Origin of the sequence: Pedobacter ghigonis (assembly GCF_903166585.1) — a bacterium.
GTDB classification, from domain to species: Bacteria; Bacteroidota; Bacteroidia; order Sphingobacteriales; family Sphingobacteriaceae; genus Pedobacter; species Pedobacter ghigonis.
This window is the reverse complement of the sequence record NZ_CAESCM010000002.1, coordinates 1-12,576: the sequence shown is the minus strand read 5'-3', so window position 1 is coordinate 12,576 and position 12,576 is coordinate 1. Positions and strand designations below refer to the sequence as shown.

Sequence of the window (12,576 nt, the reverse complement as noted above, 5' to 3'; positions counted from 1 at the left end):
ATCTATATTTTACAAAGGTGTTATAAAGTATGGAGCGCAGAGCGTAGTGCGGTACTATTTTGCCGCCCAATAAAAAAATCGTCAAAAATTTGGCAGATTCAAAAATCAATTATACTTTAGTGTATTATTTAACTAATACAGTAGATATGATCGAAATTAACAACCTGAATTTTGGCTACAGCAAGCATAAGCCATTATTTAAAAATATGAGCATGCGTTTAAGCAATGGTCATATTTATGGTTTGCTTGGAAAAAACGGTGCGGGTAAATCAACCCTGCTCAAAAACCTTGCGGGTTTGGTTTATGCCCAAAGTGGTAAGCTCGATGTAATGGGCTTTAATCCTGCAAAGAGACAACCGGCCTTATTAGCGCAAATTTGTTTTATCCCCGAAGAATTTTATTTACCACCGGTAAAAATCGATTCGTACCTCAAAGCGAATGCGCCTTTTTACCCCAACTTCGACCACCAATACCTGGCCACGCTTTTAAAAGAGTTTGATATTCCGGTAACCAATAAACTGATTGATATGAGTTATGGTCAAAAGAAAAAATTTATCATCGCTTTTGGCTTAGCTACTCAGGCCAAACTGGTTATTATGGACGAGCCAACCAACGGCTTGGATATTCCATCAAAAGCACAGTTTAGGAAAATTATGGCTTCTGCATTAACCGATGAGCGTTGCATCATCATTTCAACCCATCAAGTAAGGGATTTGGATAACTTAATCGATACCATAATCATGCTCGATGAAAATGATGTTGCGCTAAAGGCTTCGGTAGAAGAAATTACCACTAAACTCACTTTTAAAAAAGTAAAAGAAATAGATGAAAGCATTTTTTATTCAGAGCCTTCCTTATCAGGTTACAATGCCGTAATGCCAAACTATCATCACGAAGAAAGTAAACTGGATATAGAATTGCTATTTAATGCCATCCTTGCCGAAAAAAACAAATTTAAACCTCTATTCAGCTAAACCATGAACAACACTTTTAATATAAATCGATTTGGCTTATTGCTTAAAAGACAATGGCTGGAATTTGGAAAAATTTATCTGATGAGTCTGGTGGTATTAGCCGGCATTATAATTGGATTTTATTTTTTCAATATGCCAAAAACCGATTCCCCCTACCTTCGTTGGGATAATCATAACCACGTTACTTTAGGTTTCAGACCTCTGATCTTTTTGCTCGTTGGATTTTTGTTTATCAGTATAGAAGCAAGCAGTTATTTTAATTTACTAGGCCAAAAACCAAAGGCAATTATGGAGCTTATGACACCGGCATCTATAACAGAAAAATTTGTTTGCGCCATTCTCTTCACCCTCCTGAGCATTGCAAGTTATTTAATCATTTTTTATTTAATCGATCAGGCATTTCTAAGCCATTTAAACGGTTTATGGGAAGGTCGACAAGAAATAAACTATAAAACTAACAAACTTACTTTAATAACTTTCGGAACCATAGCAGATGATATGACAGATGAAAGGGAGTTTAAATACCTGTTTGCATTGCCATTCTTTGTCACCAGTATTTTTCTTTTAGGTTCGGTCTATTTTAATCGCTTTCATTACATTAAAACAGCTGTATCAGTGACAGCTATATTTTCTTGCGTCATTTTCTTAACCATCAAGTTTGGAAGTTGGGTAACTGAGGGTAAAAGTCGTATACAGAGTATAAACACCACTGAAAGGGACTTCGTGTTTACGATATTTTTCTGGTCGTCGGTTGCACTCAGCCTGATCATTTGGCTAATCACTTATGTTCGCCTTAAGGAAAAAGAAGTTTAATTTTAAAAAGGTATAGATATGGAATTTAGAGATAACAAGGCGATATACCTTCAAATAGCAGAGTATGTTTGTGAGCATATTTTGCTAGGAAAATGGAAAGCTGACGAGAAAGTTCCTTCGGTACGGGAACTGGCTGTAGAAATGGAGGTAAACCCCAATACAGTAATGCGTACCTACGAGTTGCTGCAAAATAAAAACATCATCAACAACAAAAGAGGAATAGGTTTTTTTGTAGATGAAGCAGCAGCGGATAATGTAAAAAACTACCGCAAACAACAGTTTATAACAGATGAGTTGCCTACAGTTTTCAGGAATATTTACCTGCTAAACATTGGTTTTGATGAACTGGAAAACCAATACAAAACGTTTGTAAAAGAAAACTTTAACGCTTAAAAGAATGAAAACAAGTAATAAATTACTAATCGCACTTGCAGCACTGCTCATTATTATCCCAATACTAGTTGTGGCCGTAAATGTTAAAATGAATTATAAACCATCAACGGGTGATAATTTTGTAGAGGAGCAAGAGATAAATGCAGAACCTTTTGACAAGGTGAGTCAGGATAGAATTTCGATTCCAATCAAAACTTCATTCACCGCTGTTAATATTCCAGATGCACAAAGAAATGCCCTTGAACTTCACTTTATTAAAAGTACGGTTTCAGGCGTAAAGGTACCTGCTGGCCTGAAAGAAAACATCAAAATAAATGTGAATAGCAATGGTGTATTGCAAATTAATTTTGATGACAAAGAAAGCAAATCAGCTCGTATTCGATACGAAGTAGTTATTTTAATATATAGTCCAAATATTGATAAACTTACCTTGAATAACGCAGCAAACCTGACTTTAACTGCAAAAACAGACAGTTTAAACATTAACATGAAAAATTCAGGACGGCTAACATTTGGTTCACCTATAACATTTAGTTCAAATGTAAAGGCTACAAGGGTAATTAATCAAACTGAAATTAAAAAGTTAAACATCAACCTGGATAGTGCAGCATTTAATTCTGGCAACAACAATTACAAAAATTTAAATATCAGCTGTAAAAACTCATCCGTAAACATTGAGGCAGAGGAGAAGGAAAACACAAACATTGAAAATTTAACGGTTAATACTTTTGAAAATTCTAGTATTAAGATAGACAAAGTTAAAATCGATAAAATTTCAGGGAGTTTATCAGATGAAACAACTATCGCAATGCCTGTAAAATATTTAAAGCAGATGCTCAAAGATTAATTCAAATCGTCACCACACTAACATCTAATTCGTGACAATGTAAAAAGGGCATGATTTTTAAGCTAACTAATTGGCAAAAGTATAACTTGGGCCAATTAGTTTAGTTTTTATATCAATACCCAATCCATGAAGAAGTTTTTCTTTTTATTTGCCCTCTCTCTATTCGTTTTTAGCCAGGTTAAAGCACAAAAAATCGATACGCTATCTATCAATTTAGAAAACGTTAAATACCCCTATCCCGTAAAGTATTTCCCGATAAACATCGAAGGCCAGGATATTAAAATGGCCTATATGGATATTCAGCCTACGCAGGCTGCCAACGGCAAAACGGCCATCCTTTTTCATGGCAAGAACTTTGGTGGCTACTATTGGACTAACGTAATTAAAGCCTTAACCCAAATTGGCTATCGCGTTATTGTACCCGATCAGATTGGTTTTGGTAAATCGTCAAAGCCTTTTATCCATTATAGTTTCCACCAGATGGCCACCTGGAACAGCAGGTTGCTGGATACGCTGGGTGTTCAGAAAACCGTTGTTTTGGGCCATAGCATGGGCGGCATGCTGGCCACACGCTTTGCTTTAATGTTTCCCGAAAAAACGGAAAAGCTTTTACTCGAAAACCCGATCGGGCTCGAAGATTATAAAACCTTTGTACCTTACGTAACTACTGAGCAACAATACCAGACAGAACTGAAAACTACTGCAGAAAGTGTGCGTAAATATTATCAGGGTTCTTATTTTACTTACTGGAAACCAGAGTACGAATACCTGGTGAGTGTTGCCGGAGGGGTTACGCTAAGTGCCGATTATCCACGCTGGGCTAAAGTGGCTGCCATGACATTTACGATGATTTACGAACAACCGGTGATTTACGAATTTCAAAACCTTAAAGTACCAACAGTACTGTTTATTGGTAAAGAAGATAAAACCATTGTCGGTAAGGGTTTGCTTTCGCCCGATCAGCAAGCGATACACGGCCAGTACAGGTTGTTGGGTAAACAAACCGCAGCTAAAATTATTGGAGCCAAAATTATTGAGTTTGATGCTTGCGGACATATTCCGCACATCGAAATCCCTACTGAGTTTCTGGTGGCCTTAACGGGTAGTTTGTAATCTTTACCAGATCTTATAGGTTTTAACAACCTATAAGGTCTAATTTCAATTAATCTCTTTCCCTACAATTTTATTAATGCCCTGCATTTCAAAATCGATATCCTGACCCATCGATTTCATTTTGCCATACAGCTCAATGCGCAGGTGACTGTTTAATACAATGCCTGTTTTTAAATCAACGGCAGTTTCTCCAGAGTTGGTCCCTTTTAAATCGGTTTCCATAGGGTTGCCCATCGCTTCAAAATTCCCCTTCGAAATTAAGGTACCTTTTACGCTTAAGATGGCGGTATTACCATTCACCTCTTTTAAAGTATATTGGGTAATGGTTTCAATTGGCATGCTCATTTGCAGTTTGGTATCAACGGTCCAGCTATCGCCAATCTTAATTGGTTTTTCGGGGTAAATTTTAAAAGAAGATTCCATGGTTTGCTTAACCGCATCGGCACTAAACTGCTTACTTAAAGCGTTCTTGATGGCCTTCAACTTAGTGGTATCGGTTGTCATTTTCCCTGCCACATTATCCAGCATCCTGTCAATACCGGCCACAGTTTTAATACCTCCGTTTGAGGCAACTGTCATATAAAAAGAAGCGCCTTTTAAGCCGGCGAAGGGTCCTTTCTTTGTACTGTCTGCTTCGTCCGAATCCAGGTTCATGGTATTTCCCATTGCTGTTGATTTCATAAACAACCTGTTGTAGGTTACTTTGATATCTTTATCGCCATTATGCCCTTCAGTAATATCAAAAGTATAGTCGGTACCGATGCTTTGCGTTAAATTAATGCTCCTTCCACTAATTTTCTGGTTGATAATCTGATCTGAAATGAACGAAAAATTATACTTATTACCAGTAGGATAATTTTGCTTAAGCGAATAGGTTTTTTGCGCCCATACGCCAAGCGATGCCAAACTGCACAGAAATGTGATAATTATTTTCATTCTTGCTTATTGTTAAAACTTTCCGGCTGGTTGCTGTGCAAAAATACGGCTTAACTGATGGTACAATTCTGGATGTTTATCTTTCAGTTGCTCTGGCTTTTCGAAAAAATATTCTGAAACTACCGCAAAAAATTCAGCCTCGTTGGTGGTGGCATAAGGATTAATATCCGATTTATTATCTTCAATCTTTTCAATTTCCTCACGCATCATTTTAATCCATGGCAAGGTATATTCGTGCGCCATTAAATTTTCCGGCACCCCATCGGTTGCACCATCCGATTTATCTAAAAGGTGCACAAATTCGTGGATAGCGGTATTCTCTTTCCCTGCACTTTTTGAAAATCCATGGCGCAGCGCCGATCGCGATAAAATCATCTGTCCGTTCATATAACCCGTACCTACCATACCCATAATATTCCTTTCTCCCCCTTCAAACTGAAAATCTTTGTTAAAGGTATCGGGATATAATAAAACGCTGGTTAAGTTCTGGTATTGCCAGTCGTCGAAACCAAAAATCGGGATCACGGCACTGGAGGCGATTAACAGCTCATCGAGCGTAGTCATTTCCAGACCAACAGGCTCAATTTTAACCGTGCTGAAAAAAGCAGCTACTTTCTCTTCGAACCTCAATTTATCGGTCGAGTCGAGATTATGGTAATAGTCTACATATTCGTCGAGTATTTTTTTGTCGACATCGGTTAAGGGCTCTATCGCCACTTTCTTTTTCTTTAATATGAAATAAAGGGCGATTAGAAAAATAGGGATCAGGTAAACAAATGGAAGAGAATTCATCATCGGGATTACGCAGTTGCGGGGCTTTCTATAATTTCCATTTGAGCTAAAACATCTTCGCGTGTTACCGGATAAGGTTTATTGTTAATTATACCCTGATAAACCGCTTCGAAAAGTGGCAGATAGCTCCCTCTTTCTGACGGAATGGTTTCCTCAGTTTTGTTTCCATCTGCATCAATGGTTGTTAATACACCATCTTTACTTTCAGATTCAATACCATAAGCCGGATCACTTAATTTCATGCCTGCCAGCAGCTGTTCTTCCTGAATATCGGTTCTATGTTTAATAAAGCTTCCGTTTGTGCCGTGTAAAACAAATCCAGCCTGCGGGTTTACCACCAACATGCTCGAAGTAACAAATACATTCACACTGTCCGGATAGCTTAACTGGATAGAAAAGTAATCATCAACTAAGGTTCCAGCTCTGTTTTTACCTAAAATTTTATGGTAGCTTAAAGGCTTACCAAATAAACCAATTACCTGATCTAAAAGGTGAGGGCCTAAATCATACAACAAGCCACTGGCTTCGATGGGGTTTTCTTTAAATGCTTTTGGCCCGATTACATTGCGGTAGCGATCGTAGCGCATGTGTACTTCAACCAGCTTACCCAGTTTACCGCTATCAATCACTTTGCGAACCGAGGTAAAATCGCTGTCCCAGCGGCGGTTCTGGTAAAAGAAAATCTGTTTGCCTACACTATCGGCCAGTTCAAAAAGTTCTTTTGCCTGCGTGGTTGTTGCAGTAAAAGGCTTCTCTACCAAAATATGTTTATGGCTATTTAAGGCTGCTTTTGCATGTTCGTAATGCAGGTTGTTTGGGGTATTAATTACCACCAGCTCTATTTCATCATCGGCTAAAAGTTCATCAACACTATTATAACTTATAATATTGGGGTAATCGTTAACGGCTGTTTTTTTGTTGCGTTCTACTATTGCTTTTAAATTAAAGCCTGCGTGTGCATCTAGAAACGGGGCGTGAAAAACTTTACCCGACATGCCATAAGCCAATACTCCTGCAGTGATTGTTTTGTTTGTATCCATAAGTTATAAATGTAACCAAAAATACAATTAAGATGGAAGCTTTGGCACTAAAACCGTCAACCTTTTTACCTGCTGCTTACACCTTTTTACACTATCTTTGCACAAGTTTTGGAATCAAATCTGAAAAATTAATAATTAACAAAACAATACATGAAACCTTCGGAGATTAATGCCAAGTGGAAAGTTTTACAGGAGAAGATTTCACAAGAATTTGATTCGGATTTTCCTGATTTAAAAGTGATGCTTTTTTTGATTGGCGTACAGGAACTGGGCAAAGGGCCGAAAAAATACAGTAAACGCCAGAAGGAAGAATTGATGCACATTGCCACTTGCCGCTTATTGAGCGAAATGGGTTTTTACGAACTAGAAGGTTTAGACCAGGATGGATGGCCGCACTGGAAACTGGTTAAAGCCATTCCGCCTTATACTATGCTGGAGCAGGAAATGCTGATGAAATCGCTGGTAGTGAGTTATTTCGAAGATATTTATTCTTAACAGCTTTTGGATGGTGTAAGTCGAACTGCCCGCAGTAAATCTTAAGCCATGCATTACGATTCCCAATCAAGTTGGGAATGACGCTGACCTCAAGAAACAAAAACCCCCAGTGGATGTACACCGGGGCTGGATTTATAATGACCTCATAGGTAGAGGGGAATTGCGATATTATCCTTGTTTTTGTGCAGTAGCTTTTAATGCGTCGTTAGCAACGATTACAATTTCTACACGACGGTTTGCTGCACGGCCTGCATCAGTTTCGTTATCAGCAATTGGTTCTGAAAAACCTTTACCAATGGTAACCAAACGGCTTGAAGGTACACCTTGCGAAACGGCATAAGCTTTAACCGCAGCTGCTCTTCTTTCAGATAAGCCCTGGTTGTATTGCTCAGTACCTTTGCTATCGGTATGACCAATAATCTTGATATCGGTATCTGGGTATTGATTTAATGATGAAGCTAAACTCTGAATATTGGTTTTTGCAGCATCTTTTAACGCAGTTTTATCAAAATCGAATAAAATACCACTGTCGAATTTTACAATAATACCTTCACCTTCACGAATAACTTCAGCGTTAGGAATTGCTTTTTGGATTTCGGCTGCCTGTCTATCCATTCTACGTCCGATAAATGCTCCGGCCGTACCGCCAATAGCACCACCAATTAAGGCACCCACTGCTGTATTACCGGCCTTCTTACCAATTAAGGCTCCAATAACACCACCAGCTGCAGCACCAATTCCGGCTCCTTTTTGTGTTTTAGTTAAACTATCACAGCTTTGGAATGCCATCGAACCAACTGCTAACCCTATACTTAATGTCGCTATTCTTACTTTTGAAATACTCATAATAATCTAGATTTATAATTTCTACAGCTTGTGTTCAAACACAATGCCAAAAATTACAGGGGCTTCATTTTCGGCTTATTTTTGACCTATCGTACGGAATAGACTATTTTTTAGACAAAAAAAGCGTCCAGTTTACTGTGGACGCTCTCATATTGTATCATTCTTAGTACAAAAACTACGCTGAGAAATAACTCTCCAGCTCCTGCAATGTATTTTCGTCTGTTTTGAAATCTTTGATTATTCTTCCTTTTTCTACCAAAATGATTCTGTGGCACACATCGGTAACATGGTTTAAATCGTGGCTCGAAATAAAAGTAGTCATGTTGCCGGCCTGTGCTTTCAACAGATTCTTTAGGCGGATCTGGGTAGTAGGATCGAGATTAGCAAAAGGTTCGTCTAAAATTAAAATCTCGGGCTTTTGCATCAATGCCGCGGCAATGCCCACTTTAACCTGGTTTCCCTTGCTAAAATCGCGAATGTATTTGCCGCTGCTCAAAATTTCGCCATTAAAAAACTCGCTGTATTGCGTAAGGTAGGCCGATACATCAGCCACACTCATGTTGTGCAAACTACCGATAAATATAAAATACTCCTCAGGGGTTAAATAATCGATCAGGAAACCTTCATCCAAAAAAGAAGCGGTATAGTTTTTCCAGTCGCCGTTTTGCATTACGTTTTCACCTTTTGATAGCACCTCACCCTGTGTAGGGCGAATCAGATCTAAAAGCATCCTGAAGAAAGTTGTTTTACCTGCACCGTTATTGCCTACCAAACCAACAGTTTCGCCAGCTACGATTTGTAAATCATCGATGTTTACAACGGTTTTATCGCCATAAACTTTTTGTAAATTCTTAACTTCTAAAATCATAATTATTCTCTAAAGCCTTCGGCTATTTTATATCGTTTTAATTCTAATTTCCTGGCAATGTAGTTTATCCAGTAACTTCTCATGGCCAGCATTACCAAACCAAAGAAACCAATGGCCATTAAGCCCAAATAAGGCCTGTTTAAATAACCAAAGGGTAAATAAATCAGGTAAGGGAGCAAAACAAAAGGAATCATCAAAATCCACTGTGTGGCACCCATTCCCTGAAAATTAAAGCTGGCACTCCGGGTAATATCAATCCTTTTGTAATTGAATGTGGCCAGGTACAAAACCAGAACAGTGCAAAATCCAATATTATATAGGTAGGCAGCCAGGTGTAACAACAAGAGCTTCGGACTTAAAAATGCGTAGAAGCTGGCCAGAACGGTTACAATGGTGCATATTATGGTAAAAAGCAGGAATTTGCCTTTAATATAATCTTTGAAATCAATTTTATTAATTAGCAGGCCATCAAAATGCGAACTCTGCCAGGCAAACATAAACTGGCCGTAGCTCAGGATAGAAAAACCGGTCATGAAGATGGCTGCGAAAATCATTTTGGCAAAAGAATCGCTTGCAATATATGGTGCCTTGTAAAAGAGAAAACCGTACAAAAGGAAAAATGCACCCATAATTACCGAGTAACGCGGGCGTTTATGCCTCAATATTAATTTAAGCTCGAGTGCAGCCAACTCGCCTGCCTTGCCAAAGCGGTTTAAAAAAGGATAATCGGTGCTTACTTTTTTCTCTTGTTTGGCACCCATCTCTTCTACATAAAGGTTTCGGCGCAGGTAATTCGAATTGATTACAAACATAGCAGCAGCCACTCCCGGAAAAACCAGTCCCAGGTAAGGCCTATTGGTCATTTGGCTAAAAACAAAATTAGATGCAGCCATGATCGAAATAACCTTGTAATACTCTAAAGTTGCAAATACACCGACTATGGCCAAACCAATTAGCGTAAATAAAATGTTGGTAATCGATTTACGTTTAAGGTATAACACAAAATAGTTGTTAAATACCATGATTGAAAGGATGGCGATAACGTACATTAATGCCACCAATGGCCCCTCTACCCCACCTATTTCGATAAAAATAAATGGGAAAAACAAAAACAATGGCCAAACATTAAATGCAGAAAAAAGTGCTTTCGCATTTAAAAAATTGATGATTTTACCTTTTGATATTTTGAGGTGCAGGTAAGGAATGATGCTCAGCGTCGGGATTTCCTGCAGCTGCAAACGCATGAGAAAATCGAAAGCGAAATAAAATAAAATTATTCCGTTAAAGCTCGTCATGATGCCCTGATTTGGGAAAATCTTGGGAAGAAAGATCGTCATACCGAAACCAATCCCTACAGCAACAACGAGAAAATAAAGCATAAAGAAACCAATAATGATTTGCGTTGCAATACTCCCACCCTTATTTCGCGAACGCCAAAAAGATTTTCTTTGGTGACTTAAAAAAGTACTCAGCATATAATGTTTAGGTTAATTAATTTATTAGTATCACTTATTGAAGAAATGTTACACTAGTAATTGTATTTGTCTTTCCAGTTCTGTCTTAGCTTTTCTCTCAGCTTTTCTTCGGCCGCATTTTTCCCCGGATCATAAAGTTTTGTTCCGCTTAATTCATCTGGGAAATACTCCTGTGGCGAGAAATTACCTTCATAGCCATGCGAGTATTGGTAATCTTTACCATAACCAATGTTTTTCATCAGTTTTGTTGGAGCATTGCGGATATGTAGCGGCACTGGTAGGTTTCCGGTTTGTTTAACCAAAGCCTGTGCTTTATTTATGGCTTCGTAAGCGGCATTGCTTTTCGGCGAACTGGCCAGATAGGTTACACATTGCGATAAAATGATCCTGGCTTCGGGATAGCCGATTACGTTAACAGCTGTAAAACAATTATTGGCCAGCAGCAAGGCATTCGGGTTGGCATTGCCAATATCTTCTGATGATAGGATCAGCAAGCGGCGGGCAATAAACAATGGATCTTCACCTCCCTCTATCATCCGGGCCAGCCAGTAAACCGCAGCATTGGGATCGCTGCCACGGATTGATTTGATAAAAGCAGAAATAATATCGTAATGCTGCTCACCGGCTTTATCGTATAAAGCCAGGTTTTGCTGTGCATGTGCTAAAACATTTTCGTTGGTGAGTACCATTTTATTTCCACCAATACCGTTAATGGCAATTTCGAGTACATTTAACAGCTTGCGGGCATCACCACCTGATAAACGGATCAGTGCTTCGTGCTCTTTTATGGTAATTTTTTTCGCTGATAAAACGCTATCGTTCTTAATTGCGGTTTGCAATAAACCTGCTAACTCATCTTCGGTAAGCGATTTTAAAATGTAAACCTGACAACGCGAAAGCAAAGCGGAAATCACTTCGAAAGATGGATTTTCGGTTGTTGCACCAATTAAGGTAACCAGTCCGCGCTCTACTGCCCCCAGCAAACTATCTTGCTGCGATTTACTAAAACGGTGAATCTCGTCAATAAATAAAATGGGCAGGCCTAAAAAACTGTCTTTAAGTTGTGCTGCACGGTCTATTACCTCACGGATATCTTTCACCCCGCTGTTAATGGCGCTTAAATTAAAAAACGGGCGGTCTAAAGCCTGAGAAATGATATAAGCCAAAGTGGTTTTACCTACGCCCGGCGGCCCCCAGAAAATCATGGATGGCAGCTGGCCACTCTCAATCGCCTTGCGCAACACAGCTCCTTCTCCTACCAAATGCTGTTGACCAACATATTCATCGAGATTTTGAGGGCGCATTCGTTCAGCTAAAGGAGGCAGGTTTTGCATAATGGTAAATATATAAAAATTGATTATTTTGTTGGTCGATAATCTTGATTAACCAAATATCGAAAGCGTAAATCTTTTAATACGATAGTAAAACAAAAAGATGCGGGCTTTAGTTCTAACAGACAGTTATGGATATTAAAAACTTAGATCACCTGGTGCTAACCGTTTCTAATCTGGAAAGTACCTGCCGCTTTTATAGCCTGGCCTTAGGGATGGAAATTATTGAATTTGGCGAGAACAGGAAGGCGCTAAAATTTGGCAACCAAAAAATCAATCTCCATCATCACGGAAGTGAAATTGAGCCAAAAGCCTTTAAACCTACACCCGGAACAGCCGATTTATGTTTCATTACCGATTTTCCTTTACTCGTGGTGATGGAAGAGCTTAAAGAGAAATGCATCGAAATTGAAGAAGGTCCGGTTGAAAGAACAGGCGCCAATGGCAAAATTATTTCGATATACCTCCGCGATCCGGATATGAATTTGATTGAGGTGAGTAATTACTTGTAGCGGCATCTTGCTGCCACGGAGATTCTGTGTTGATATCCAAATTAATTTTTAATTTTGTAGTCCAAGGCAGCTCTAAGCTAGCTTCATTAGGGCAGTTCATTTTTAATGGCTGCTCTAACAATTTACTTCGTTTTCCACCTC

At 38.8% G+C, this 12,576-nt stretch carries 14 protein-coding genes; 7 read left to right on the top strand and 7 right to left on the bottom strand.

Going from position 1 to position 12,576, the window contains the following annotated elements:
* Positions 1-89 precede the first annotated feature (89 nt).
* The 5 genes from HWV58_RS03270 (at position 90) to HWV58_RS03250 (ending at position 4,140) form a co-directional block, all read left to right on the top strand.
* The gene (locus tag HWV58_RS03270) at positions 90-974 is read left to right on the top strand and encodes an ABC transporter ATP-binding protein (protein ID WP_235972638.1); all 885 of its coding nucleotides are present in this window, start codon (positions 90-92) and stop codon (positions 972-974) included.
* A 3-nt stretch (positions 975-977) separates the two neighbouring features.
* Positions 978-1,787: a hypothetical protein gene (locus HWV58_RS03265; RefSeq protein WP_175632728.1), complete on the top strand. Its 810-nt coding sequence runs from the start codon at positions 978-980 to the stop codon at positions 1,785-1,787.
* An 18-nt stretch (positions 1,788-1,805) separates the two neighbouring features.
* A complete protein-coding gene (locus HWV58_RS03260; RefSeq protein WP_175632727.1) occupies positions 1,806-2,180 on the top strand; it encodes a GntR family transcriptional regulator in 375 nt (124 codons plus the stop codon).
* Positions 2,181-2,184: 4 nt separating this feature from the next.
* Positions 2,185-3,027 (top strand): GIN domain-containing protein, encoded by an 843-nt coding sequence (locus tag HWV58_RS03255; RefSeq protein ID WP_175632726.1) that lies wholly within the window; start codon positions 2,185-2,187, stop codon positions 3,025-3,027.
* Positions 3,028-3,153: 126 nt separating this feature from the next.
* Positions 3,154-4,140 (top strand): alpha/beta fold hydrolase, encoded by a 987-nt coding sequence (locus HWV58_RS03250; protein WP_175632725.1) that lies wholly within the window; start codon positions 3,154-3,156, stop codon positions 4,138-4,140.
* Between the two features lie 45 nt (positions 4,141-4,185).
* Here HWV58_RS03250 and HWV58_RS03245 read toward each other — a convergent pair whose 3' ends face one another.
* Genes HWV58_RS03245 through HWV58_RS03235 form a run of 3 tightly spaced genes read right to left on the bottom strand, consistent with a single transcriptional unit; the run spans position 4,186 to position 6,908 of the window.
* Positions 4,186-5,076, bottom strand: a complete 891-nt coding sequence (locus tag HWV58_RS03245) for a DUF6263 family protein (protein ID WP_175632724.1) — start codon at positions 5,074-5,076, stop codon at positions 4,186-4,188.
* 12 nt (positions 5,077-5,088) lie between these two features.
* Positions 5,089-5,871 (bottom strand): M90 family metallopeptidase, encoded by a 783-nt coding sequence (locus tag HWV58_RS03240; protein ID WP_317174765.1) that lies wholly within the window; start codon positions 5,869-5,871, stop codon positions 5,089-5,091.
* A 5-nt stretch (positions 5,872-5,876) separates the two neighbouring features.
* Positions 5,877-6,908 carry a Gfo/Idh/MocA family oxidoreductase gene (locus HWV58_RS03235; protein ID WP_175632723.1) on the bottom strand — a complete coding sequence of 344 codons (1,032 nt, stop codon included), beginning with the start codon at positions 6,906-6,908 and terminating at the stop codon, positions 5,877-5,879.
* A 150-nt stretch (positions 6,909-7,058) separates the two neighbouring features.
* Here HWV58_RS03235 and HWV58_RS03230 point away from each other — a divergent pair, with 150 nt between their 5' ends.
* Positions 7,059-7,403 (top strand): hypothetical protein, encoded by a 345-nt coding sequence (locus tag HWV58_RS03230; protein ID WP_175632722.1) that lies wholly within the window; start codon positions 7,059-7,061, stop codon positions 7,401-7,403.
* A 168-nt stretch (positions 7,404-7,571) separates the two neighbouring features.
* On the opposite strand, the gene HWV58_RS03225 is transcribed toward HWV58_RS03230, so the two are convergent.
* The 4 genes from HWV58_RS03225 to HWV58_RS03210 form a co-directional block, all read right to left on the bottom strand.
* Complete coding sequence (locus HWV58_RS03225) at positions 7,572-8,249, bottom strand: OmpA family protein (protein ID WP_175632721.1); 678 nt, start codon at positions 8,247-8,249, stop codon at positions 7,572-7,574.
* Positions 8,250-8,424: 175 nt separating this feature from the next.
* Complete coding sequence (locus HWV58_RS03220) at positions 8,425-9,117, bottom strand: ABC transporter ATP-binding protein (protein WP_175632720.1); 693 nt, start codon at positions 9,115-9,117, stop codon at positions 8,425-8,427.
* Between the two features lie 2 nt (positions 9,118-9,119).
* Positions 9,120-10,592 carry a DUF5687 family protein gene (locus HWV58_RS03215; RefSeq protein ID WP_175632719.1) on the bottom strand — a complete coding sequence of 491 codons (1,473 nt, stop codon included), beginning with the start codon at positions 10,590-10,592 and terminating at the stop codon, positions 9,120-9,122.
* A gap of 53 nt (positions 10,593-10,645) precedes the next feature.
* Complete coding sequence (locus HWV58_RS03210; RefSeq protein WP_175632718.1) at positions 10,646-11,926, bottom strand: replication-associated recombination protein A; 1,281 nt, start codon at positions 11,924-11,926, stop codon at positions 10,646-10,648.
* 128 nt (positions 11,927-12,054) lie between these two features.
* On the opposite strand from HWV58_RS03210, the gene HWV58_RS03205 reads away from it, so the two are divergent.
* Positions 12,055-12,435, top strand: a complete 381-nt coding sequence (locus tag HWV58_RS03205) for a VOC family protein (protein ID WP_175632717.1) — start codon at positions 12,055-12,057, stop codon at positions 12,433-12,435.
* Positions 12,436-12,576: the final 141 nt, after the last annotated feature.

What these genes read in the sequence shown, in the direction of transcription:
- HWV58_RS03265 (WP_175632728.1), top strand. Translation starts at nt 978, where the DNA reads ATGAACAACACTTTTAATATAAATCGATTTGGCTTATTGCTTAAAAGA.
- HWV58_RS03260 (WP_175632727.1), top strand. Translation starts at nt 1,806, where the DNA reads ATGGAATTTAGAGATAACAAGGCGATATACCTTCAAATAGCAGAGTAT.
- HWV58_RS03255 (WP_175632726.1), top strand. Translation starts at nt 2,185, where the DNA reads ATGAAAACAAGTAATAAATTACTAATCGCACTTGCAGCACTGCTCATT.
- HWV58_RS03250 (WP_175632725.1), top strand. Translation starts at nt 3,154, where the DNA reads ATGAAGAAGTTTTTCTTTTTATTTGCCCTCTCTCTATTCGTTTTTAGC.
- HWV58_RS03245 (WP_175632724.1), bottom strand. Translation starts at nt 5,076, where the DNA reads ATGAAAATAATTATCACATTTCTGTGCAGTTTGGCATCGCTTGGCGTA.
- HWV58_RS03240 (WP_317174765.1), bottom strand. Translation starts at nt 5,871, where the DNA reads ATGATGAATTCTCTTCCATTTGTTTACCTGATCCCTATTTTTCTAATC.
- HWV58_RS03235 (WP_175632723.1), bottom strand. Translation starts at nt 6,908, where the DNA reads ATGGATACAAACAAAACAATCACTGCAGGAGTATTGGCTTATGGCATG.
- HWV58_RS03230 (WP_175632722.1), top strand. Translation starts at nt 7,059, where the DNA reads ATGAAACCTTCGGAGATTAATGCCAAGTGGAAAGTTTTACAGGAGAAG.
- HWV58_RS03225 (WP_175632721.1), bottom strand. Translation starts at nt 8,249, where the DNA reads ATGAGTATTTCAAAAGTAAGAATAGCGACATTAAGTATAGGGTTAGCA.
- HWV58_RS03220 (WP_175632720.1), bottom strand. Translation starts at nt 9,117, where the DNA reads ATGATTTTAGAAGTTAAGAATTTACAAAAAGTTTATGGCGATAAAACC.
- HWV58_RS03215 (WP_175632719.1), bottom strand. Translation starts at nt 10,592, where the DNA reads ATGCTGAGTACTTTTTTAAGTCACCAAAGAAAATCTTTTTGGCGTTCG.
- HWV58_RS03210 (WP_175632718.1), bottom strand. Translation starts at nt 11,926, where the DNA reads ATGCAAAACCTGCCTCCTTTAGCTGAACGAATGCGCCCTCAAAATCTC.
- HWV58_RS03205 (WP_175632717.1), top strand. Translation starts at nt 12,055, where the DNA reads ATGGATATTAAAAACTTAGATCACCTGGTGCTAACCGTTTCTAATCTG.